Origin of the sequence: Tritonibacter scottomollicae (genome assembly GCF_003003215.1) — a bacterium.
Lineage (GTDB): Bacteria > Pseudomonadota > Alphaproteobacteria > Rhodobacterales > Rhodobacteraceae > Epibacterium > Epibacterium scottomollicae.
In genome coordinates this window covers 623429-644817 of the sequence record NZ_PVUF01000001.1, presented here as the reverse complement: position 1 = coordinate 644817, position 21389 = coordinate 623429, and the positions used below count along the sequence as shown (strand labels likewise).

Here is a 21389-nt window from a genome sequence, read left to right as displayed (position 1 = left end):
ATACACCTGACGTCACATTTCCGTCATACCCATGGACGCGACGGCGCGGATCGCGCAATCAGAGCAAGACTGCGATGGCTGCGACACCCGTGTTCAGCCATTCTTGCCCCACGTTTGTCTCAGAAGAGGACTGTCATGAAACGCATGTTGTCACTTGCCCTTGCCTTGGCTCCGCTGACGGCCTGGGCCACCCCGGACCCGACGGACTGGGATGCCGTTGTTGCGCAGGCTGAGGGACAGACCGTGCACTGGCATGCGTGGGGAGGCTCCACCGCGACCAATGACTTCATCAGCTGGGTCGGAACACGCCTGGCCGAGGACTATGACGTCACCCTGACCCATGTGAAACTGGAAAACACCGCTGATGCTGTCACCCGTGTTTTGACGGAGAAATCCGCCGGACAGGACACGGACGGCGCGGTGGATCTGATCTGGATCAATGGCGCGAATTTTGCGGCGATGAAAGACGCAGACCTGTTGTTCGGCCCCTACGCCGAAGCGCTGCCGAACTGGAAATTCGCCGATACCGATGGCAAGACCCTGCAACATGACTTCACCGTGGCGACCGAAGGGTACGAGTCCCCCTGGGCGATGGCGCAAGTGGTGTTCATGCACGATACGGCCGACCTGCCCGAGCGCCTTGGCTCGATGCCGGAACTTTTGGATTGGGCGCGCGCGCATCCCGGCCGCTTCACCTATCCGCAGCCGCCGGATTTCCTCGGCACCACCTTCCTGAAACAGGCGCTGGTGGATCTGAGCACGGACCCGAAGGCCCTATCGCAGCCCGTGAGCGAGGAAAGCTACACCGAGGTGACTGCCCCGCTGTGGGAGTTCCTCGAGGAGCTGACGCCGCTGTTGTGGCGTGAGGGACGGGCCTATCCGCAGAGCGGACCTCGCCAGCTGCAACTGATGAACGATGATGAAATCGACTTGGCGATTTCCTTCAGCCCCGGCGAGGCCAGCACGGCCATCGCCAATTTCCAGCTGCCGGAAAGCGTGCGCACCTTTGTTTTGGACAAGGGCACCATCGGCAATGCGTCCTTCGTGGCGATCCCCTACAACTCTGGCTCTAAAGCGGCGGCCATGGTGGTGGCAAACTTCCTGATGTTGCCCGAAGCTCAACTCAAGGCGCAGGATCCGGCGGTTCTGGGCTACGGCACCGTGCTTGATATCAATGCCCTCTCGGTTCACGATCGCGCCGCCTTCCGTACGCTGGACCTGGGTGTCGCCACCCTCTCGCCCGAAGATCTTGGCGTTGTGCAGGCCGAACCGCACCCAAGCTGGATGACCCGGATCGCAGAAGACTGGGTGGCCCGCTACGGTGTCGGCAACTGATGCCGCGCCGGACCTGACCTTACAATGCGCCTGCCTCCTGCCCTGCCGCTGCTGACGGTCCTTGCCCTTCTGGGCCCGGTCGCGGCAGGTCTCTGGGGGACCTTCAGCGCTGGATTTGGTCACTTTCCGGTCGCTGGCCTGAACGGCCCATCCCTCGCGCCTTTCCAAACCCTCTGGGCCTGGCCCGGATTGCAGACCTCGGTCCGCCTCAGCCTGGCAACCGGCATCTTGGCAACTGTGGTCTCCTTGGCGATCACCGTGCTTTTGCTGGCAGGCTGGACCGGAACGCGCCCCTTTCGGGCGCTCCTGCGCATGCTCTCACCACTGCTTTCAGTGCCACACGCTGCCGCCGCCTTTGGCCTTCTGTTCCTGATCCAACCCTCCGGCTGGTTGGTGCGGGCGGTCAGCCCCTGGCTGAGTGGGTGGGATCGCCCGCCCGACGTGCTGCTGGTGCAGGACCCACTGGGGCTGGCCCTGATGATCGGACTGGTGGTGAAGGAAGTGCCGTTCCTGCTGCTGATCAGCCTGGCGGCTCTGGGTCAAATCGACAGCACCGGACGCATGCAGGTGGCAACCGCGCTGGGCTACGGACGCATTCGAGGCTGGATCCTGGGTGTCTTTCCGGCGCTCTATGCCCGCATCCGGCTGCCGGTCTACGTGGTGCTGGCCTATTCGATGTCCGTCGTCGATGTTGCCGTCATCCTCGGTCCCAATACGCCGCCCTCGCTGTCGGTACAGATCGTCCGCTGGATGGCCGAGCCCGATCTCGTTCAGCGCACCACCGCCTCCGCGGCTGCGATCCTGCAGTTGGGACTGGTCGTTCTGGCCCTGCTGCTGTGGCGCGGAGCCGAGCAGATGATTGCGATCACCGCCCGCCGCATCGCCTATTCCGGCGCACGCGGGCAGCGTGAGGCTGGCCTGCGCGTGATCGGCCTCAGCTTCGGGACACTCTCCGTCGGTGCAGTGTTGGCCGGGCTTGCCGGACTTCTGGTCTGGTCGTTTGCCGCCCGGTGGAGCTTTCCAGATGTGCTTCCCGACGGGCTCAGCCTGCGCAACTGGCAGCGCAATGGCCCAGCCGCATGGCAGACCCTCGGGACCACTTTTGTCATTGCCCTCGCAGCGACGCTATCGGGGCTGGTCCTGACACTCGGCTGCCTGGAAACCGAAGAGCGACACCATTGGCGCCTGACAGAGAAAGGCCTGTGGCTCCTGTATTTACCGCTGTTGATCCCGCAAACGGCCTTTCTGCCGGGCATGCAGACCCTGCTCCTGCAGATCGGAGTGGACCGCACCCTCTGGGCGGTGGTTCTGGCGCATATGGTGTTTGTACTGCCCTATCTGCGGCTGTCGCTCGAAGGCCCGTACAAAGCATGGGATGCCCGTCAGGGTACAATCGCCGCCGCCATGGGCGCCTCGGCCAACCGTATATTCTTCAGACTGCGGCTGCCGATCCTGCTGGCCCCAGTGCTAACCGCTTTTGCTGTGGGAATGGCCGTGTCAGTCGGACAATATCTGCCGACACTGCTTGTCGGCGGAGGCCGCGTGCAGACCCTGACAACCGAGGCCGTGGCGCTGGCGGCCGGCGGGGATCGACGCGCCATCGGGGTCTATGGCCTGCTGCAGACTGCGGCGGCCCTGCTGCCTTTTATGATGGCGGTGATTCTGCCACCACTCGTTTGGCGCAACCGAAAGGGGCTGCAGCATGGATGACGGACTTCGGTTAACGGACCTGCGGATCCTGCGGGGTGCTGCGCCCATGTTGGAGCTGGACCTGCATGTGCCACCGGCGGCCATCGTCAGCCTCATGGGCCCGTCAGGCGTGGGAAAGTCCACGCTGCTTGCGGCGATTACGGGCCAATTGTCGGCAGATTTTACGCTCAGTGGCGATATCCAGCTGAACGGGCGCCACCTGCGCCCCCTGCCCGCGCAGCTGCGTCGCGTCGGCATCCTCTATCAGGATCACCTGCTGTTTCCTCATCTCAGTGTCGGGGGCAATCTGGCGTTCGGCCTATCGCCGGATGTCCCACGGAAATTGCGCCGTGACCGGGTCGAGGCTGCCTTGCACGATATTGGTCTCGACGGCTATCACGACCGCGATCCAGAGACGCTTTCAGGCGGCCAGAAGGCGCGGGTTGCGATGATGCGCACGCTGCTTTCGAACCCGGACCTCTTGCTGCTGGACGAGCCTTTTTCGCGACTCGACAAGACGCTACGGGACCAGATGCGCCAACTGGTCTTCGCCGTCGCCCGAGATCGTGATCTGCCAGTGCTGCTTGTCACCCATGACGCGGAAGATGCGCAGGCCGCTGGGGGCCCAGTTATCCAACTGACTCAGATCAACCGATAGGGGAAGGTCAAAGACAAAATTCAGCCTAGCGTCTCATGATTTGGATTTTGAGAAGGTAGAATTTTTCAACATTGTCTGTTGAAAAATGGTGCGGTCGAGAAGACTCGAACTTCCACGGGTGTTACCCCACAGCGACCTCAACGCTGCGCGTCTACCAATTCCGCCACGACCGCACTGTCTATGACTTGGTGAAGGGGCGTATAAAACAGCCCCCCAGGGATGTGAAGAGGTAAAACACAAATTTCGCGAGTTTTCTTCTCTCTCAACAAAAATGCTCCGGCGCGCGGCACCGGAGCATTCCTAACACGTTGAAGCAGGGGCTTATTCTCAGTTGTTGCTGCCAAAGGTCGGCAACGCCGCACCACCGCTCGACGCCTGAACCGGTTTGGGCAAGCCAGGTTGCGTCAGACCCGTCGATGCGGCCTTTACCAGCGCCACCCGCTCCGGTTGGCCGGGCGCGAATACCGGCTCGGCGCCGCTTTCCAAGGCGGTCACAGCAGCCTGATACCAGCCCTGCGCGCGATTGAAATCGACCGAAGAGCCGAAACCAAGCGCCAGATGGTGACCAATCAGCTCCGCATAGGGTTGCTGACCAAGGCCGACCAACAACAGGCTTGCGCCAAGGGCCACATCCATATTGTCACGACGGTAGCCGGAGAACAGGCAGATCTGAGCGGTGTTCTTCAACTGCTCGACCGACATGTTCGACTGCAGAACAAACTTCTGCATGCTCGCCGCCACGGCAGAGCTGTCGCCGCTGGACAGCTGCGCCACATAGGGCTTCAGCGCCGGACCAAACTGATCACATTGCGCATCCACCTGCGCCGAGGTCACCCCCTGCAGGGAGGCCACAAGTGTCTCGCCATTGTTGATGGCATAGGACCGGGCCAGGCAGAACTGTTCGCCCAAAGCCAATTCCGGGTCGGTGATGCTGGACACGGTCATGTAACCGCCATTGGAGCTGGTCAGCAGGCTGACCTTGCTGCAGTGACTGGTCAGCGAGGCCACCGGCGCGGCGGGCGTCGCGAACAGTTGGATGCCGCCGAGGCCGCTCTGGCTGCCGCCGGAGGCCAGCACCGTACCACCCTGCGGGACCGGTGCGGTTGGGACCGGCTGCGGTGCAGGTGCCGCGGCAAGCGTCGTGCCTTGGGCCTCGGTGCGATCACACTCGCCACGGGTACAGGTGAAATCTGCGGTGGTGATATTGCCCGCGGTGAAGTCATTCCGCTCGTAGCCCTGCGGCGTGGAGGCAAAGACCATCACGGTACAGGACGCGCCGCCGCTGTTGCACCAATAGGGGATCCCGGCGGCCGACGTGTCGATCAGGTAGTCGTTGCGACCATCGTCGTTCAAATCCGCCAGCTGCATGAACCCGGTGCGCTGCAACAGCTGGTCGCCGGTTGGGTCCCCGGCGGCAGCGATCTCATCAACCGCATTGGAAACCTCAATCGGCAGGCCCGCGTAGCCGAATCCCCCACTATTGCCAGCCGGTGCCCCGTGCCAGACCTTGAGAATCGAACGAATGCCCTGCGGGCTCTGCATCGCTTTGGCGACCTGCGTGCCCCCGGTCAGTGCCCGGTTGTAGGATGTCACAAGATAGTCGCGCTCATACTGGGTCAGATTGCCACTTTGCGGGAACCCCATGAACATCTGATACTGTCGCGTCGCCTCGCGAGAACGACGGCCCAGGACGCCATCCGGTGTGCCCGCCGAAAAACCAAAGTAATTCAGGGCAGTCTGGGTTTCTCGGTTGTGCGCGCGCGTCGCGCTGCTGACCGAGGACGAACGCACGACTGTGCGCCTTTTGTTCTTGTTGACCTCATTGACGATGACGCCCCCAAGCAGGCCGCCGACCAGCGCCGCGCCAAGGTTGTCTGCCACAGCGGGGGCCGCTGCAGTGGTTGTCAGGAGTGAAGCCGCAGTAATGGCTCGCAGGAAACTGGATCTCATGGAATAATACCTCGCAAACAACCCCAAGGGCACTTATGTGGAAACCAGAATACCACACACTTTGCTCTTTTCGAGTCGGGTATTTTCAGCAAGACAAAGAAAAGATGAATGAGGAGCGGACAAGATGGTCCAGTGGATAACCTCGGACGCGCTGGTGTCATACGAAGAGGCAACCGCGTTCATGGAAGCGCGCGCCGAGGCGATCGCCCGTGGCGAGGCGGAGGAATGCATCTGGTTGCTGGAACATCCGCCGCTTTATACCGCTGGCACCTCGGCCCGGATCGAGGATCTGACCGACCCTGACCGCTTTCCCGTGCACACCACCAAGCGCGGCGGCCAGTACACCTATCACGGCCCCGGCCAGCGGGTGGTCTATGTGATGCTGAACGTCGCCGAACGCGGCAAGGACGTGCGCTGTTTCGTGCGCCAGCTGGAACGCTGGGTGATCCTGGCGCTGGAGGAATTCAACATCACTGGCCACATCCGCGATGGCCGGGTTGGTGTCTGGGTGGAACGCCCGGACAAGCCGCTGAGTGCCCGCGGCAACGTGACTGAGGACAAGATCGCAGCCATCGGCATTCGCCTGCGCAAATGGGTCAGCTTTCACGGCATATCGATCAACGTGGAACCAGAGCTAAGCCATTTCGACGGCATTGTACCGTGCGGCATCACCGAGCATGGCGTCACCAGTCTGGTCGACCTTGGCCTGCCGGTCACAATGGACGATGTCGATGTGGCCCTGCGTCGGACGTTCGAGGTGGCCTTTGAAACCGACACCATGCCAACCTGCCCCGTCAACGCCAACGCCTGAGCAGATGCCCAGAGCGGCCTGTGCTACTGGGTCGTCGCCTGCCCCCGGTCTGATCGTTGGTCCGCGCGCTGGCCTGACTGCTGGCCTGAGCGTCTGAACCGCCACATGGCGATTGCGGTCAACACGGCCCCCGCCAACACCAGCCCAAGCCAGGGCGTGTCGGCGAAGAAGGTATTGGAAAATCGCCGCCCCGGCAGGAAAATCAACACCATCGGCACGCCAAGACCACCGGTCGCCAGATTGCGCAGCGCCTTGCGATGCGCCTCGATATCGCCCCGCCGGATCGCGCGGATCGCATACCAAAGCGACCAGAGCGTCAGCACCGCCAACGCGTGCAGGGGGCTGAACCAGCCGGTGCCGGAAATATTGGAAATCCCAAAGGCCGACAGCGCCGTCACCGCCATGAACGTGACCCAAAAGTAGCCGCAGACCTTGTGCAGACGCCCCCGGCGTTGGCGCCAGAGCACCATCGGCGTCAGCGCCAGCGCGCTCAGCGCCGCGGTAACGTGGATCATCAGGACGAGAGGGGCATCGGAAAAGAGAGAAATACTTGCCAAGACGCGCAGCTTTCCTGTTTTCTGACCGCGCAGCGGCCAATAGGGTCCAAGACGATGGACCTGCCAGACAGGCCCGCCCCCTCCCTGCCCGCGCAAGGTAGCGATGGGCCATATTGCATTCGCAGACGGAGCCCGAACTTCGTGGAAAACAGCCCCTGGCAACTCGCGAAGCGTGAACTGCACGCGGTCCTGACCAATCGCAGCATATGGGTCGGCGCCACCGCCACCGGTCTTGTGCTCGGGTTCGCCGCCCCATTTGGCACCCATGACGATATCAGCCTATTGCCGCGCCTGATCTACTGGACGGTTGTGGTGCAGGTGACGCTGATGACGGGAACGCTGATCGCAAGCCTGCTCAACCCGGGCGCGGATCGCCTGCCGCACTACCGATGGCTCGGCATTGCCGGTGTGGGCGGCGTGATCGGCATCTGTGTTAGTCTGGAGGTTCTGGCCTTGAATTGGCTCAGCTTCGGCCTCTCCCCCTTCAGGCCCGCCTACACGGTATCGCTCACTGTGAACGCGCTGGCAATTTCGATCATCGTGAACCTCGCGGCGTCATGGCTGTCTCCGTCAGTTGGGACAGGCGACACCGGCAGCGAAGGGTCGACACCGAAGGACAGCACCGTGGAAGGGCCAGCCCTGCTCGCCCGCCTGCCCTTTGACAAGCGCGGAACACTGCTGTCGATGACAGTTCAGGATCATTACGTAGAGGTGACCACCACATCCGGCACCGAAATGCTCTTGATGCGCTTCAGCGATGCGATGCAGGAGGCCGGCGCCGGATTGCAGGTTCACCGATCACATTGGGTGGCCGAAAATGCGGTGGTCAAAGCCGAACGCAGCGGATCGGCGGCCCGGCTGACCACAGCAGATGGGCGCGACCTTCCGGTCTCACGCCGCTATCTGCCGGACCTGCGCAAGCGTGGGCTCTTGTCCTGATCCCCTCCCGCGCAGAGCCGTGAGGGTGCGGTCCCCGGGTTGAGACAGATCGCTCAGAGCGCCGCCCGGATCTTCTCCGCATGTGCGGCAATTGCCTCCATGTCGCCCATCTGACCGGGGGCGCGGGGCGCAACACCCTCATGGCGGGGCAGCACGTGGAAATGCAGGTGAAAGACCTCCTGCCCGCCAGCGGCCTCATTGAATTGCTGGATCGTCACCCCATCGGCCTCAAAGGCCACCTTGCTGGCCTGCGCCAGTTTCTGAACCGTGCGGATCACTGCCTCCAACTGCGCGGGGCTGGCATCGAGCACATTGCGGCAAGGGGTTTTCGGGATCACCAGCAAATGCCCATCAACACGTGGCATGATATCCATGAACGCGAGGGTCTCGTCGTCCTCATAGACTTGGGTCGACGGAATCTCACCGCGCAGAATCTTCGCAAAGATATTTTCTGGATCATAAGCGCTCATTTTGGGCAATCTCCGTATGCCGGGCAGGTTCCAGAGGTGTTGCAGGCAACCATGCCGTGGTCAAGCCACCTGGGCCGCGCCACATGTCTGCGTCCGGATCGCTTGCCTGTCGCCTTGTCACCAAACCCCGTGAGACGCGCAAAAAACGCAAGGGGGCGCGACAATTAATCTTGATCCAGATCAAACTCGGCCATTGAAGGGCACGGCATGCCGCTCTAAAAACAAATCGAGATCAGGACCGCTGGGAATCCCCGTGCGGTCACTGAGAGGTATTAACAGGAGGCACCCAAATGGCAGACGCAGCCATTCAAGGTCACGGCCACGAGGACGAGCGGAGTTTCTTTACCCGCTGGTTCATGAGCACGAACCACAAGGATATTGGTATCCTTTACCTGATCGTTTCGGCGCTCACCGGCTTCATTTCCGTCGCATTCACCGTCTACATGCGACTGGAACTTATGGATCCCGGTGTTCAGTACATGTGTCTGGAAGGCTTTGCCTCCGACCCCTGTACCCCGAACGGCCATCTCTGGAACGTGCTGATCACCGGCCACGGTATCTTGATGATGTTCTTTGTGGTCATCCCGGCGCTGTTCGGCGGGTTTGGCAACTACTTCATGCCGTTGCAGATCGGTGCGCCGGACATGGCGTTCCCGCGGATGAACAACCTGTCCTTCTGGATGTATGTTGCTGGTACCGCACTGGCGGTCTCCTCCGTCTTTGCGCCCGGTGGTAACAACCAGCTCGGCTCCGGTGTGGGCTGGGTGCTCTACCCGCCGCTTTCGGTGAAGGAAGGCGGCTTCTCGATGGATCTGGCGATCTTCGCCGTGCACGTCTCCGGTGCTTCCTCGATCCTCGGCGCGATCAACATGATCACAACCTTCCTGAACATGCGTGCCCCGGGCATGACCCTGTTCAAGGTGCCGCTGTTCTCCTGGTCGATCTTCGTCACCTCCTGGCTGATCCTTCTGTCGCTGCCGGTTCTGGCCGGCGCCATCACCATGCTCCTGATGGACCGCAACTTCGGGTTCACCTTCTTTGATCCCGCAGGCGGTGGTGACCCGATCCTGTATCAGCACATCCTGTGGTTCTTCGGCCACCCGGAAGTGTACATTGTGATCCTGCCGGGTTTCGGCATCATCTCCCACGTGATCGCCACCTTCGCGCGCAAGCCGGTGTTCGGCTACCTGCCGATGGTCTGGGCGATCATCGCGATCGGTGTTCTGGGCTTCGTCGTCTGGGCGCACCACATGTACACCGTCGGCATGAGCCTAAACCAGCAGGCCTACTTCATGCTGGCCACGATGGTCATTGCGGTTCCAACCGGCGTGAAGGTGTTCTCCTGGATCGCAACCATGTGGGGCGGCTCCATCTCCTTTGAAGCGCCCATGATGTTTGCCTTCGGCTTCCTCTTCCTGTTCACCGTTGGTGGTGTGACCGGTGTGGTTCTGTCCCAGGCTGCCGTGGACCGCGCCTATCACGACACTTACTACGTGGTGGCACACTTCCACTACGTGATGTCGCTGGGCGCCGTGTTTGCGATCTTCTCGGGCATCTACTTCTACTTCGGCAAGATGACCGGCCGTCAGTACAATGAGCTGGGCGCACAGATTCACTTCTGGATGTTCTTCATCGGCGCGAACCTGACCTTCTTCCCCCAGCACTTCCTGGGTCGTCAGGGCATGCCGCGTCGCTACATCGACTATCCCGAAGGCTTTGCCTACTGGAACAAGATCTCGTCCTATGGCGCGTTCCTGTCCTTTGCGTCCTTCATCCTGTTCTTCGGCGTGGTGATCTACTCGCTGCTGCGCGGCGCACGCATCACCCAGAACAACTACTGGAATGAATACGCCGACACACTCGAATGGACCCTGCCCTGCCCACCGCCGGAGCACACCTTCGAGATCCTGCCCAAGCAGGAAGACTGGGACAAAAGCCACTCGCACTAAGCGACGCTTGATCTGAGAAAATAAAACGCCCCGGAGCCCAGGCTTCGGGGCGTTTTCTGTATCCAAGGTGCGGGTGACGCGAACCGATCCGCGAATTTTGCGGTGTCTCGGGATTGTGCACAGTCCGCTCTCGACTTGGCGGGGCGTCGGGATAATATGGCCCCATGCCATACAACTGGATCCAACCGCCCAGCGACGAGGATGGCGAGCTGCACCTCTGGCCACATCAGTCGCTCAACCCCGAAGGCTACGTTCGCTTTATCGGGGTCACCGCTGCATTGATCACGGTCCCGCTGCTGCCGCTGATGGGGTCGGCGGTCTTCTGGGGGCTGATTCCATTTCTGCTGCTCGCCCTGTTTGGCATGAAATACGCACTCGATCAGAATCGACGCAATGCACAGGTGTTGGAGATCCTGCACCTCGGCCCACAGGAGGCGGAGCTGACTCGTCGCGACGGACGCGGGCAGGAGCAATCCTGGCGCTGCAACCGCCACTGGACACAGGTGGAGCTGCATGCCGACAAGGGCCCCGTTCCAAACTACGTCACCCTGCGCGGTGCCGGTCGCGAAGTGGAGATCGGTGCGTTCCTGTCAGAAGCTGAGCGCAAGGCGCTATATGATGACCTGAGCCGAGTGCTGCGCCAGACGACATCCACGCAAACAGCACCAAAAGAAAACCCCGGCCTCTGACAGAGCACCGGGGGTCTTAATCTCTCAGCAGCATCCGCGCCGCAGGACCGGCCCGTCAGCGTCGGTTCAGCAACCGCCAGCTGTACAGAGCTGATCCTTAACCATCGGACCGACCTTACCAAAATCCATCTGGCCGGTATATTTGGACTTCAACACGCCCATCACCTTGCCCATGTCGCGAATGGAATCGGCACCGGTTTCGTTCACGGCAGCCTTGACTGCGGTGGAGATCTCACCTTCGGACAACTGCTTGGGCAGAAACTCCTCGATGATGGCAATCTCGCCCATCTCGCGCTCTGCGAGGTCCAGACGCCCACCCTCTTCGTAGGCACGCACGCTCTCGTTCCGTTGCTTGGTCATCTTGCCAAGGATGGCCAGGACTTCGTCATCGCTGATCCCACCCTCTTCACCGTCACCTCGGGCCGCGATCTCGCGGTCCTTTATGGCGGCATTGATCAGACGAAGGGTACAGAGACGATCCGACGCCTTGTCCTTCATTGCCTGCTTGAGGGCCTCGTTGACCCGGGTACGCGTATCCATGTGCTCTCTTCGTCCATGTGGAACAAGAAGGCACAGTATTAATCAAAGACAACACCACATTCAAGCGCCGCCTCCGTGGCGTGATCCGTCGGCAAAACCAATTGTCCGTTGCCCCGTTCAGTGCTTGACCCCGGCCCACGCGGGTCATATTCATGCGCGAATTTTGCCCGCATGGAGAGTCGAGTCATGGTCGATACCGTTTCGCCGAAGCCAACCGCCTGCCTGGCCCTTGCAGATGGCACCGTGTTCTACGGACACGGGTTCGGCGCCACTGGACGATGCGTGGCCGAACTGTGTTTCAACACCGCCATGACCGGCTATCAGGAGATCATGACTGATCCCTCCTACGCTGGCCAGATCGTCACCTTCACCTTCCCCCATATCGGCAACACCGGCGTCACGCCCGAAGACGACGAGACCGCAGATCCGGTGGCCGCCGGAATGGTGGTGAAATGGGACCCGACGCTGGCGTCGAACTGGCGCACCACCGAGGAGCTGAAATCCTGGCTCACCCGCACCGGGCGCATCGCAATCGGCGGCATCGACACCCGCCGCCTGACCCGCGCGATCCGCCAGCAAGGCGCGCCGCATGTGGCACTGGAGCACAATCCAGACGGCATCTTTGATGTCGAGGCGCTGGTGGCGCAAGCGCGCGGCTGGCCGGGCCTTGAGGGTATGGACCTCGCCAAGGACGTGACCTGCGCGCAATCCTACCGCTGGGACGAGATGCGGTGGGCCTGGCCGGACGGCTATACCCGGCAGGAAGACCCCAAGCACAAAGTCGTCGCCATTGACTATGGCGCCAAGCGCAACATCCTGCGCTGTCTGGCCTCTGCTGGCTGTGACGTCACCGTATTGCCCGCCACCGCCACCTCGGAAGAGGTGCTGGCGCATCAGCCCGATGGCGTGTTCCTGTCCAACGGCCCCGGTGATCCGGCCGCCACCGGCAGCTACGCTGTGCCGATGATCAAGGATATCCTCGACCAGACCGACCTGCCTGTGTTTGGCATCTGCCTCGGCCACCAGATGCTGGCGCTGGCACTTGGCGCCAAGACCATCAAGATGAACCACGGGCATCACGGCGCCAACCATCCGGTCAAGGAAAGCGGCACTGGCAAGGTTGAAATCACCTCGATGAACCACGGGTTTGCGGTGGATGCGCAGTCCCTGCCCGACGGTGTGGAAGAAACTCATATCTCGCTGTTTGATGGCTCCAACTGCGGCATCCGCATGAAGGACCGCCCGGTCTATTCCGTGCAGCACCACCCCGAGGCAAGCCCAGGCCCGCAGGACAGCTTCTATCTGTTCGAACGGTTCGCAGAGGCGATGGCCGCGCGGAAGGCCTGACCAGCACAGCATGAGACGACATGCACCACCCGGCAGAGCCTCTCTGTCGGGTGTTTTTCTTTGTGTTTACGGTTGATTGCGCGCGATTTACTTTGTCCAATCGCCCTGCCCTGCTAGCCGTAGACGATGGGCAAGGATCAACAGGACTTGCACAGGCACAGCCGTGTTCTGTTTCGCCGCCCGTCCCGCCGCACGTCGGGATGGCCCCTGCGTCGTGATCCGGACCTCCGTGATATTCACCGCGATCACCTGAACAATCTGGCACGGCTGGAAGAGATCCGCGCGAGACCGACTCGCCTTGCCGCATCGCATGAACCGCATGTGGGTGTACTCGCCTTGCGTTCGGCCAGCTTCTGGCTGCGCCACCGGGTCGTTCCACTCGACACGTTGGGCCGCACCGTGATGATGCTGGTGGCCGACCCCGGTAACGTCGCCATCCTGCGCGATGAGCTGTCGGAGCATTTCGACGACATCATCCCGGTTCCCGCCCCTGCTGCGGGGATCGAGGCCAGCCTGACTGCATATTTTCGCAGGCAAATGACGCAGGCAGCCTCGACTGGCGTCCCCGCCCGCCACAGCTGTCGCAGCTTTGATGCAGAGCGGGCCAAGGCACCCGCCGTCGGCGTCGCAGCACTGCTCCTGCTCTGCGCGCTTGTTGCGCCGGGGCTGATGTTCGCCGGTGTTGCCGCGCTGGCGATGCTGACACTTCTCCTGTTCACTGGGCTGCGCCTGACAGGGATGTGGGCAGCTCTGCGCCAGTCTGCAGGCGCCGGACCGAATACCAGCCTCCACTCAGTACCGATGATCTCCGTCATGGTGCCGCTTTATCGTGAGGCCGAAATCGGACGACACCTGCTGCGCCGTCTTTGTCGCCTCACCTATCCACGCAACCGGATGGAGGTTGTTCTGGTGCTGGAAGACGGGGACGCGGTGACACAACAGGCGGTGAAATGTGCCGACCTGCCCGATTGGTTCCGCGTGGTGGAAGTGCCCGGAGATGGCTCCCTCACCACCAAGCCGCGGGCGATGAACTACGCGCTCAACTTCTGTCGCGGGGATATCATCGGCGTCTGGGATGCGGAGGATGCGCCAGAACCGAACCAGCTCGATGTGGTCGCCAGCGCCTTTGAACAGGCCGCACCAGATGTTGTCTGCCTGCAAGGCGTGCTCGATTTCTACAATACAAACCGGAACTGGATCTCACGCTGCTTCACGCTGGAATATGCGGGCTGGTTCCGGGTGCTGCTACAGGGCATCGCGGGCCTGCAACTGGTGGTGCCTCTGGGCGGGACAACAGTGTTCATCCGACGCGCCGCGCTGGAACAGCTCGGCGCCTGGGACGCCCATAATGTGACCGAAGATGCGGACCTCGGGGTGCGACTGGTCCGCGCCGGATACCGGACCGAAATGCTCCCCACCACGACCTTTGAGGAGGCCAACAGCCGCGTGGTGCCCTGGATCAAGCAACGCTCCCGCTGGCTGAAAGGGTTCATGATGACCTACCTGGTTCACATGCGATCCCCGCGCCTGCTGCTATCCCAACTGGGCTGGGCGCGTTTCCTGGGGTTTCAGGCGTTTTTCCTCGGCACACTGGGGCAATTTCTGCTGGCCCCCGTGCTGTGGAGCTTTTGGCTGGTGGCCCTTGGCCTGCCGCATCCCGCCGAAACGGTGCTGGCGCCAGGCTTTCTGATCGCGGTGGCCTCCAGCCTGATTCTGTTCGAAGCGCTCAATATCTGCGTCTGGATCTGTGGCGCACGCGCGTCGGGCCGGCCGCTGCTTGCGCTTTGGGCCGTGGTCATGCCGTTCTACTTCGCGATGGGGTGTTTCGCCGCCTACAAGGCGCTGTGGGAGGTCTTCGCCGCGCCGTTTTTCTGGGACAAGACCGCTCATGGCGACCATGGCGGAACAAGTGAGGGCTAGCCGCCCCGCTTGCCCGCATCCTGTTTCAGCCGGGTGGTGAAAGCCACGGAGATATGATCCTTCAGCGCCTGGCTCGCCGCAGCCTCATCGCGGTTCTTGATCGCCGCGACGATTGCCTTGTGCTCGGTCTGCGCGATACGTCCACGTCCCTCGGCAGCCAGCGACGTGGTTGCCATCAACGCCATTGAGCGATGCACCAGATCCAACTGCTGCACCAGATAGCGGTTGTGGGAGGCCAGGTGAATTTGCTGATGAAAGCGCCGGTTGGCCTTGGACAACTCCACCGGCTGATCAACAAGGGCATCGTCCGCCGCGACCATGTCGCTCAGCACTTGGACTTCCTCGTCGGTGGCATGGCGCGCAGCCAGCGCCGCCGCCAGCCCCTCCAGTTCCCGCCGGACCACATACAGCTCTGCCATCTGGTTGTGATCCAGCGAGGCCACGATCAGCGACCGCCCGTCGCGCTCCAGCAGGCTCTGGGTTTCCAGCCGCTGCAGCGCCTCACGGATCGGGGTGCGCGAGACCCCGAAACGCTCCGCCAGATCGCTTTCCACCAGACGATCACCGGGCTTGAACACCCCCACGTCGATCGCGTCCAGGATCAGCCCGTAGGCATCTTTCTGCGTGCTGCTCTTCGTCTGGTTCATTGCGATCATGACCTCCCTCGCATCGCAACTGTCTACGCCCCCACCCGCCGCCGATCAAGCCTGCGGCGGCCAAAGCCCTTTCCACCATTGCAAATTTGCGCACAGCGCCCTAGGTCTCGGGCCATGGTCAAACAGTCTTTCTCTCACGTTGAACACTGGGTGTTCGATCTCGACAATACGCTCTATCACCCCTCCGCCCGGCTGTTCGATCAGATCGAGGCGAAGATGATTGCCTATGTGATGGAGACGCTCGGGGTCGATCACGGCGCTGCAGACAAAATGCGCGGCGATTACTGGCGCAACCACGGCACCACGCTGGCGGGGCTGATGGCGGATCATGACATCGATCCGGACCCGTTCCTGGTGGCGGTGCACGACATCTCGCTCGACCATCTGGAACCGGATCAGGTGCTGGCGGATCACATCACCGCCCTGCCCGGACGCAAGATCGTCTATACAAACGGCTCCGCCCCCTATGCAGAACGGGTTCTGGCGGCGCGCGGATTGTCGGGGTTGTTTGATGGCATCTATGGCGTCGAACACGCGGGCTATCGTCCCAAACCGGAACGCAGCGCCTTTGAACGGGTGTTTGCGCAGGCCGGAGTGGACACCAGCAAGGCTGCCATGTTCGAGGACGATCCGCGCAACCTCAGCGCACCGCACGCCATGGGCATGCGCACTGTCCACGTGGCCCCCGAGGTCTTTGCGGGCGAGCACATCCATCACCACACGATGGATCTGACCGCGTTCCTCGGCCACCTGCGGTAGCCTGTCGCAGCGACCAAATGCGCATGTCAGACGCATGTTATCGCTCCTATATCATGCGGGTAATACGCATGACGGAGCCTGACATGACCGCCTATACCCTACCGCCCAAACTCACCACATTTGAGCGCATTGTCTTTCGACTGCCGGTCCTTGGCCGGATCTGGAAAGAGGTGAGCTATGGCGACGAGGGCAACATCTACTATGCGCTTGCCACCTTCTTCAGCCTATGGGGCATCCTGGTGATGCTGTTTGGCCTGCCCGGTCTTTACCTGCCTGCGGTCGCCTTGGTGCCGATCATGTTTGTGATCCTGATCCTGATCTCGCGCGGCTAAGCCCCCTGCGGCACAGAGCCGCTTGTCATCCGCCCGCCCCGCGCCCTATGTCTCCTGTCAATGGAACAGCGCGGGGCCGTGGCGATGAGCGAGACATGTGACATCCTGATTTCCGGCGGCGGTATCGCCGGGTTGACCGCGGCGGCCACCTTTGCCGCGCGGGGCTTTTCGGTGATCTGCGTTGATCCAACGGCGCCGGTGACCGCGCGCGAGGACGTAGGCGCCGACCTGCGCACCACCGCCTTTCTGCAACCGGCAAAGTCGCTGCTGGACGACGCCGGGCTCTGGTCCCGGCTTGCACCCCATGCCGCGCCCTTGCAGATCATGCGCATCATTGACGCAGGCGGCGAGGCACCGGAGCCGCGTGTGGTGCGTGAATTCAACGCTGCTGAGATCTCCGACCTGCCCTTTGGCTGGAACCTGCCCAACTGGCTGCTGCGGCGCGAAATGCTGGGCCGCATCGGTGAGCTGGCCAATGCGGATTTCCGCCCCGGCGTCGGCACAAGCGCCCTGTTCACCCGCACCAACGAGGCCCGTGTCACGCTGAGCGATGGCAGCCGCGTGAGCTGCAAGCTGGTGCTGGCCTGCGACGGTCGTGCCTCACCGATGCGGGAGGCGGCCGGGATCAACGTGCACACCACCCGCTACGGGCAAAAGGCGCTGGCCTTTGCCGTCAGTCATGATTTGCCGCATCAGAATGTCTCCACCGAAATCCACCGCACCGGCGGCCCTTTCACGCTGGTGCCGCTGCCGGATCGCGACGGACGCCCGTCCTCGGCCATCGTCTGGATGGAAACCAGCGCCAATGCCGACCGTTTGGCCGCATTGGATGAGACGGCTTTTGAGATCGATATGAACACCCGGTCCTGTGGTGTATTGGGGCAGTTGAAACTGGCCTCGCGCCGCACGCTCTGGCCGATCATCAGCCAGCGGGCGGAGCGGCTGGCCGGCGAACGCATCGCGCTGATGGCCGAAGCCGCGCATGTGGTGCCGCCGATCGGGGCGCAGGGGTTGAACATGTCGCTCACCGATCTGCGCACGCTTGTCGATCTCGCCGAAGCCCGTCCCGAGGGGCTGGGCGATCAGGCGATGCTTGATGCCTATGACAAGGCCCGCCATGGCGACATCAAGCTGCGGGTCAGCGGCATTGATCTGCTCAACCGTGCCTCGATGATCGAGGCACGGCCCCTGCGGGATTTGCGGGCCGGTGGGCTCAATGCGCTTTATTCCCTGCCGCAGGTGCGCAAGATGCTCATGCAGATGGGGCTTGGCGTGCGCTGACGTAGAGACGGGCTTGCCCTGATGGACAAGCCCGTGCCTCCGGCGGAGGTATTTCGGAAAAGATGAAAGGCCTCAGAGCACCTGATCAAGCACGGTTTTCAGCCGCGACAGTGTGCCGTGCACGTCATAAAGCTTGTCGAGACCAAAGAGACCAAGCCGGAAGGTCATGAAGCCTTCGGGCTCGTCCACGGCCAGCGGCACCCCGGCCGCGATCTGCATGCCCCGCGCGGCGAACTTCTTGCCATTCTGGATCTGCGGATCATCGGTGTAGCTGACCACCACGCCGGGTGCGCCGAACCCCTCGGCGGCGACCGAGGTCACGCCTTTCTTCTCCAGCATCTCGCGCACGCCATTGCCAAGCCGCCATTGCGCCTCGCGCAGGCGGTTGAAGCCATAGTCGCGGGTCTCCACCATGGTATCGCGGAAGGCGCGCAGGGCGTCGGTCGGCATGGTGGCATGATAGGCGTGACCGCCGTCCTCATAGGCCTGCATGATGGCGCGCCATTTCTTCAGGTCGATGGCAAAGCTGTCGGAGGTGGTCTCCTCCAATCGCGCCAGCGCCCGTTTGGAGAGCATCACCAGACCGGCGGAGGGCGCCGCGCTCCAGCCCTTTTGCGGCGCGGAGATCAGCACATCGACGCCGGTGGCTTTCATGTCGACCCAGGCGCAGCCGGAGGCGATGCAATCAAGCACCATCAGCGCGCCGATCTCATGGGCGGCCTCGGCCATGGCCGTCACATAGGCGTCGGGCAGGATCACGCCTGCGGCGGTTTCCACATGCGGCGCAAAGACAACCGACGGTTTCTGTTCGCGGATCGCGGCGGTGACGTCCTCGATGGGGGCGGGTGCGAAGGGCGACTGCGCGCCGTTTCCGGTCTGGCGCGCTTTCATCACGGTGGCGGAACTGGTCAGCCCGCCGGTCTCGAAGATCTGGCTCCAGCGGTAGGAAAACCAGCCGTTCCTGACCACCAATGCGTCCTGATCGCGGGCGAACTGGCGGGCCACCGCCTCCATCGCGTAGGTGCCACCACCGGGGATCAGGGCGGTGGCCTCGGCCTTATAGACGTCCTTCAGCATGCCGTTGATGTCCAGCATGACCTGCTGGAACTCCTTTGACATGTGGTTCAGCGACCGGTCGGTGAAGACCACGGAAAACTCATCAAGACCATCGGGGTCGACCGTATCCAAGAGGGCCATGCAAAATCTCCTTACTGAGTCTGAGGCTGCATACGGCAAGACCGCAGCCGGTTGCCCATTGTCATGGCAGAGCCGCCCCGCAGGCTCAAGCACCGCGTTGCTACAGGATCTGATGCAAAAGCCGAAAGATGCTAGCCCAGCGGGCCGGGACGCCGTTCCTCGGACAGGAGCACATTGGCATCCACGTTGCCCACGCCCGGTAGCGTCATGATCCGGCGGCGCAGCACCCGTTCAAAATCCGCGATGTCACGCGCCACCACCCTTAGGCGATAGTCATATAGGCCGAGCACATGTTCCACCGTCTGCACCTCGGGGATGGCAGAGACCGCGCGTTCGAAATCATCCAGGCTGACGCGCCCCTTGGTGGCCAGCTTGATACCAAGGAAGACGGTGACGCCAAAGCCCAGCTTTTCGGTGTCCAGATCCAGCACCCGATGCGACAGAATGCCCGCCGCCTCCAGCCGCTTTATCCGCCGCCATGTGGCCGGCTGGCTGAGGCCAAGCGCGCGCCCCAAGGCCCCGGCTGTCTGGGCTGCGTCCTGCGACAGCGCTCGGAGCAGCGCGAGATCGATCTGATCCAGCGCGTTCATAGCGGCAGCCCCATGCTGGTCTTGATCTTCGCCACATGCATCAAGGCCTCGATATCGGCGATATTGGGCAGCTGTAGGATGCGGTCGCGATAGATCGCCTGATAATGCGGCATGTCCCGTGCGATCACACTCAGGCGCACATCAACCTGACCGAGGAACGTCTGGATCTCCAGCACCTCCGGGATTTCGCGCGCCGCCGGGATGAATTCGTCAAAGGCGCGTGGGTTGGTCTTGTCCAGCGTCACCCGCAACGAGACCTCCACCGCATACCCAAGCGCCGCCCAGTCGATCACGGCCCGGGTGCCTTTCAGCACGCCACCCTCGCGCAGCTTCTCCAGCCGCCGCGACAGGCGTGAGGCCGTGAGCCCCAGACGGTCGGCAAGATCCGGCAGCGATTGGCCGGGGTCGCCCTGAAGGTTGCGCAATATGCGTCGGTCGAGATCATCAAGCATGAAAACCACATTATTGTCTCTCTACGCGAATATCCATCGCGAAATCTCTTCACTTCATGCGCATAGCTGCCTCGCATCCATCATCGCGTCACCTATGATCGCAGTCAGACAGAAACTCGACGAAGGATAGATCCGATGCGTGTGTATTATGATCGCGACTGCGACGTGAACCTCATCAAGGAAAAGAAAGTGGCGATCCTGGGCTATGGCTCGCAAGGTCACGCCCATGCGCTGAACCTGCGCGATTCCGGTGCCAAGAACCTCGTCGTGGCCCTGCGCGAAGGCTCCGCCTCCGCCAAGAAAGCCGAAGGCGAAGGCCTGACCGTGATGGGCATCGCCGAAGCCGCGGCTTGGTGTGACGTGATCATGTTCACCATGCCCGACGAGCTGCAGGCCGAGACCTACAAGAAATACGTGCACGACAACATCAAACCCGGCGCGGCGATCGCATTTGCCCACGGTCTGAACGTGCACTTCGGCCTGATCGAGCCGAAAGAAGGCGTTGACGTCATCATGATGGCGCCCAAGGGCCCCGGCCACACCGTGCGCGGCGAATACACCAAAGGCGGCGGTGTGCCCTGCCTCGTGGCGGTTCACAACGACGCCTCCGGCACCGCGCTGGAAACCGCACTGTCCTATTGCTCCGCCATCGGTGGTGGTCGCTCGGGCATCATCGAAACCAACTTCCGCGAAGAATGCGAAACCGACCTGTTCGGCGAGCAAGCCGTTCTCTGCGGCGGTCTGGTCGAGCTGATCCGCTGCGGCTTTGAGACTCTGGTGGAAGCCGGCTACGCGCCGGAAATGGCCTACTTCGAGTGCCTGCACGAAGTGAAGCTGATCGTGGACCTGATCTATGAAGGCGGCATCGCCAACATGGATTACTCGATCTCCAACACTGCAGAATACGGCCAGTACGTCACCGGCCCGCGCATTCTGAAGTACGACGAAACCAAAGCCCGCATGAAGGAAGTCCTCGCCGACATCCAGCAGGGCAAGTTCGTGCGCGACTTCATGCTGGAGAACGCCGTGGGTCAGCCGACCATCAAGGCATCCCGCCGTGCCAATGACGAGCATGCGATCGAGGCCACCGGTGCCAAGCTGCGTGAAATGATGCCCTGGATCTCTGCTGGCAAGATGGTCGACAAGTCCAAGAACTAAGCTTCCCGCCTGCGGCTGTCACAGCCGCAGGCCGGACCTTGGAAAGGCGCTCCGGACCACCGGGGCGCCTTATTGCTGTCCGGCCAATTGCGTCACATCCGTAGCGAACG

Annotated in this window: 21 protein-coding genes and 1 tRNA gene; 13 read left to right on the top strand and 9 right to left on the bottom strand. The window is 62.1% G+C overall.

Translation table 11 applies throughout. The annotated features are described in order from the left end of the window. Nucleotides 1–135 precede the first annotated feature (135 nt). The 3 genes from CLV89_RS03020 to CLV89_RS03010 are packed head-to-tail and all read left to right on the top strand — an operon-like array spanning nucleotide 136 to nucleotide 3682. On the top strand, nucleotides 136–1335 hold the full coding sequence (locus CLV89_RS03020; protein ID WP_106162130.1) for an ABC transporter substrate-binding protein: 1200 nt from the start codon (nucleotides 136–138) through the stop codon (nucleotides 1333–1335). A gap of 24 nt (nucleotides 1336–1359) precedes the next feature. Continuing rightward, complete coding sequence (locus CLV89_RS03015) at nucleotides 1360–3045, top strand: ABC transporter permease (RefSeq protein WP_106162129.1); 1686 nt, start codon at nucleotides 1360–1362, stop codon at nucleotides 3043–3045. Continuing rightward, complete coding sequence (locus tag CLV89_RS03010; RefSeq protein ID WP_106162128.1) at nucleotides 3038–3682, top strand: ATP-binding cassette domain-containing protein; 645 nt, start codon at nucleotides 3038–3040, stop codon at nucleotides 3680–3682. The genes CLV89_RS03015 and CLV89_RS03010 overlap by 8 nt, the downstream gene beginning before the upstream one ends. 86 nt (nucleotides 3683–3768) lie before the next feature. Here the strand turns inward: CLV89_RS03010 and CLV89_RS03005 are convergent. Next, nucleotides 3769–3855 (bottom strand) — tRNA-Leu (locus tag CLV89_RS03005). 154 nt (nucleotides 3856–4009) lie between these two features. After that, nucleotides 4010–5632, bottom strand: a complete 1623-nt coding sequence (locus CLV89_RS03000) for a peptidoglycan-binding domain-containing protein (RefSeq protein ID WP_106162127.1) — start codon at nucleotides 5630–5632, stop codon at nucleotides 4010–4012. A gap of 124 nt (nucleotides 5633–5756) precedes the next feature. Here CLV89_RS03000 and lipB point away from each other — a divergent pair, with 124 nt between their 5' ends. Beyond that, nucleotides 5757–6443, top strand: a complete 687-nt coding sequence (gene lipB, locus CLV89_RS02995) for a lipoyl(octanoyl) transferase LipB (RefSeq protein ID WP_106162126.1) — start codon at nucleotides 5757–5759, stop codon at nucleotides 6441–6443. Nucleotides 6444–6466: 23 nt separating this feature from the next. Here the strand turns inward: lipB and CLV89_RS02990 are convergent, their stop codons facing one another. Next, nucleotides 6467–7000, bottom strand: coding sequence for a DUF2306 domain-containing protein (locus tag CLV89_RS02990; protein ID WP_165798081.1), 534 nt, complete (start codon nucleotides 6998–7000; stop codon nucleotides 6467–6469). Nucleotides 7001–7141: 141 nt separating this feature from the next. On the opposite strand from CLV89_RS02990, the gene CLV89_RS02985 reads away from it, so the two are divergent. Then, entirely contained in the window at nucleotides 7142–7939 is a 798-nt protein-coding gene (locus tag CLV89_RS02985; protein WP_165798080.1) for a LytTR family DNA-binding domain-containing protein, read from the top strand. Nucleotides 7940–7992: 53 nt separating this feature from the next. On the opposite strand, the gene CLV89_RS02980 is transcribed toward CLV89_RS02985, so the two are convergent. Continuing rightward, on the bottom strand, nucleotides 7993–8409 hold the full coding sequence (locus tag CLV89_RS02980) for an HIT family protein (RefSeq protein WP_106162123.1): 417 nt from the start codon (nucleotides 8407–8409) through the stop codon (nucleotides 7993–7995). A 290-nt stretch (nucleotides 8410–8699) separates the two neighbouring features. On the opposite strand from CLV89_RS02980, the gene CLV89_RS02975 reads away from it, so the two are divergent. Beyond that, a complete protein-coding gene (locus CLV89_RS02975) occupies nucleotides 8700–10358 on the top strand; it encodes a cytochrome c oxidase subunit I (protein ID WP_106162122.1) in 1659 nt (552 codons plus the stop codon). A 164-nt stretch (nucleotides 10359–10522) separates the two neighbouring features. Further along, the gene (locus tag CLV89_RS02970) at nucleotides 10523–11047 is read left to right on the top strand and encodes a DUF2244 domain-containing protein (RefSeq protein ID WP_106162121.1); all 525 of its coding nucleotides are present in this window, start codon (nucleotides 10523–10525) and stop codon (nucleotides 11045–11047) included. Between the two features lie 66 nt (nucleotides 11048–11113). On the opposite strand, the gene CLV89_RS02965 is transcribed toward CLV89_RS02970, so the two are convergent. Further along, entirely contained in the window at nucleotides 11114–11587 is a 474-nt protein-coding gene (locus tag CLV89_RS02965) for a GatB/YqeY domain-containing protein (protein WP_106162120.1), read from the bottom strand. A 186-nt stretch (nucleotides 11588–11773) separates the two neighbouring features. On the opposite strand from CLV89_RS02965, the gene carA reads away from it, so the two are divergent. Together carA and CLV89_RS02955 are read left to right on the top strand one after the other, a co-directional pair. Next, a complete protein-coding gene (gene carA, locus CLV89_RS02960) occupies nucleotides 11774–12934 on the top strand; it encodes a glutamine-hydrolyzing carbamoyl-phosphate synthase small subunit (protein WP_106162119.1) in 1161 nt (386 codons plus the stop codon). A 147-nt stretch (nucleotides 12935–13081) separates the two neighbouring features. Beyond that, on the top strand, nucleotides 13082–14854 hold the full coding sequence (locus tag CLV89_RS02955) for a glycosyltransferase (RefSeq protein ID WP_243394915.1): 1773 nt from the start codon (nucleotides 13082–13084) through the stop codon (nucleotides 14852–14854). Here the strand turns inward: CLV89_RS02955 and CLV89_RS02950 are convergent. Continuing rightward, the gene (locus CLV89_RS02950) at nucleotides 14851–15501 is read right to left on the bottom strand and encodes a GntR family transcriptional regulator (RefSeq protein ID WP_106162327.1); all 651 of its coding nucleotides are present in this window, start codon (nucleotides 15499–15501) and stop codon (nucleotides 14851–14853) included. The two genes, CLV89_RS02955 and CLV89_RS02950, sit on opposite strands and share 4 nt — an antisense overlap. Before the next feature lie 123 nt (nucleotides 15502–15624). Here CLV89_RS02950 and CLV89_RS02945 point away from each other — a divergent pair, with 123 nt between their 5' ends. The 3 genes from CLV89_RS02945 to CLV89_RS02935 all read left to right on the top strand — a co-directional run bounded on the left by CLV89_RS02945 (nucleotide 15625) and on the right by CLV89_RS02935 (nucleotide 17882). Continuing rightward, nucleotides 15625–16269: a pyrimidine 5'-nucleotidase gene (locus CLV89_RS02945; protein WP_106162117.1), complete on the top strand. Its 645-nt coding sequence runs from the start codon at nucleotides 15625–15627 to the stop codon at nucleotides 16267–16269. Nucleotides 16270–16352: 83 nt separating this feature from the next. Next, nucleotides 16353–16601, top strand: a complete 249-nt coding sequence (locus CLV89_RS02940; RefSeq protein WP_106162116.1) for a hypothetical protein — start codon at nucleotides 16353–16355, stop codon at nucleotides 16599–16601. 84 nt (nucleotides 16602–16685) lie between these two features. Next, the gene (locus CLV89_RS02935) at nucleotides 16686–17882 is read left to right on the top strand and encodes a UbiH/UbiF family hydroxylase (protein ID WP_106162115.1); all 1197 of its coding nucleotides are present in this window, start codon (nucleotides 16686–16688) and stop codon (nucleotides 17880–17882) included. A gap of 72 nt (nucleotides 17883–17954) precedes the next feature. On the opposite strand, the gene CLV89_RS02930 is transcribed toward CLV89_RS02935, so the two are convergent. The 3 genes from CLV89_RS02930 to CLV89_RS02920 all read right to left on the bottom strand — a co-directional run bounded on the left by CLV89_RS02930 (nucleotide 17955) and on the right by CLV89_RS02920 (nucleotide 20121). Then, nucleotides 17955–19079: an aminotransferase class V-fold PLP-dependent enzyme gene (locus CLV89_RS02930; RefSeq protein WP_106162114.1), complete on the bottom strand. Its 1125-nt coding sequence runs from the start codon at nucleotides 19077–19079 to the stop codon at nucleotides 17955–17957. A gap of 131 nt (nucleotides 19080–19210) precedes the next feature. After that, nucleotides 19211–19669, bottom strand: coding sequence for an Lrp/AsnC family transcriptional regulator (locus CLV89_RS02925; RefSeq protein ID WP_106162113.1), 459 nt, complete (start codon nucleotides 19667–19669; stop codon nucleotides 19211–19213). Next, complete coding sequence (locus tag CLV89_RS02920; protein ID WP_106162112.1) at nucleotides 19666–20121, bottom strand: Lrp/AsnC family transcriptional regulator; 456 nt, start codon at nucleotides 20119–20121, stop codon at nucleotides 19666–19668. Before CLV89_RS02920 ends, CLV89_RS02925 begins: the two co-directional genes overlap by 4 nt. A gap of 135 nt (nucleotides 20122–20256) precedes the next feature. Between CLV89_RS02920 and ilvC the strand changes: the two genes are divergently transcribed. After that, nucleotides 20257–21279, top strand: coding sequence for a ketol-acid reductoisomerase (gene ilvC, locus CLV89_RS02915; RefSeq protein ID WP_106162111.1), 1023 nt, complete (start codon nucleotides 20257–20259; stop codon nucleotides 21277–21279). The last annotated feature ends 110 nt before the right edge of the window (nucleotides 21280–21389 follow it).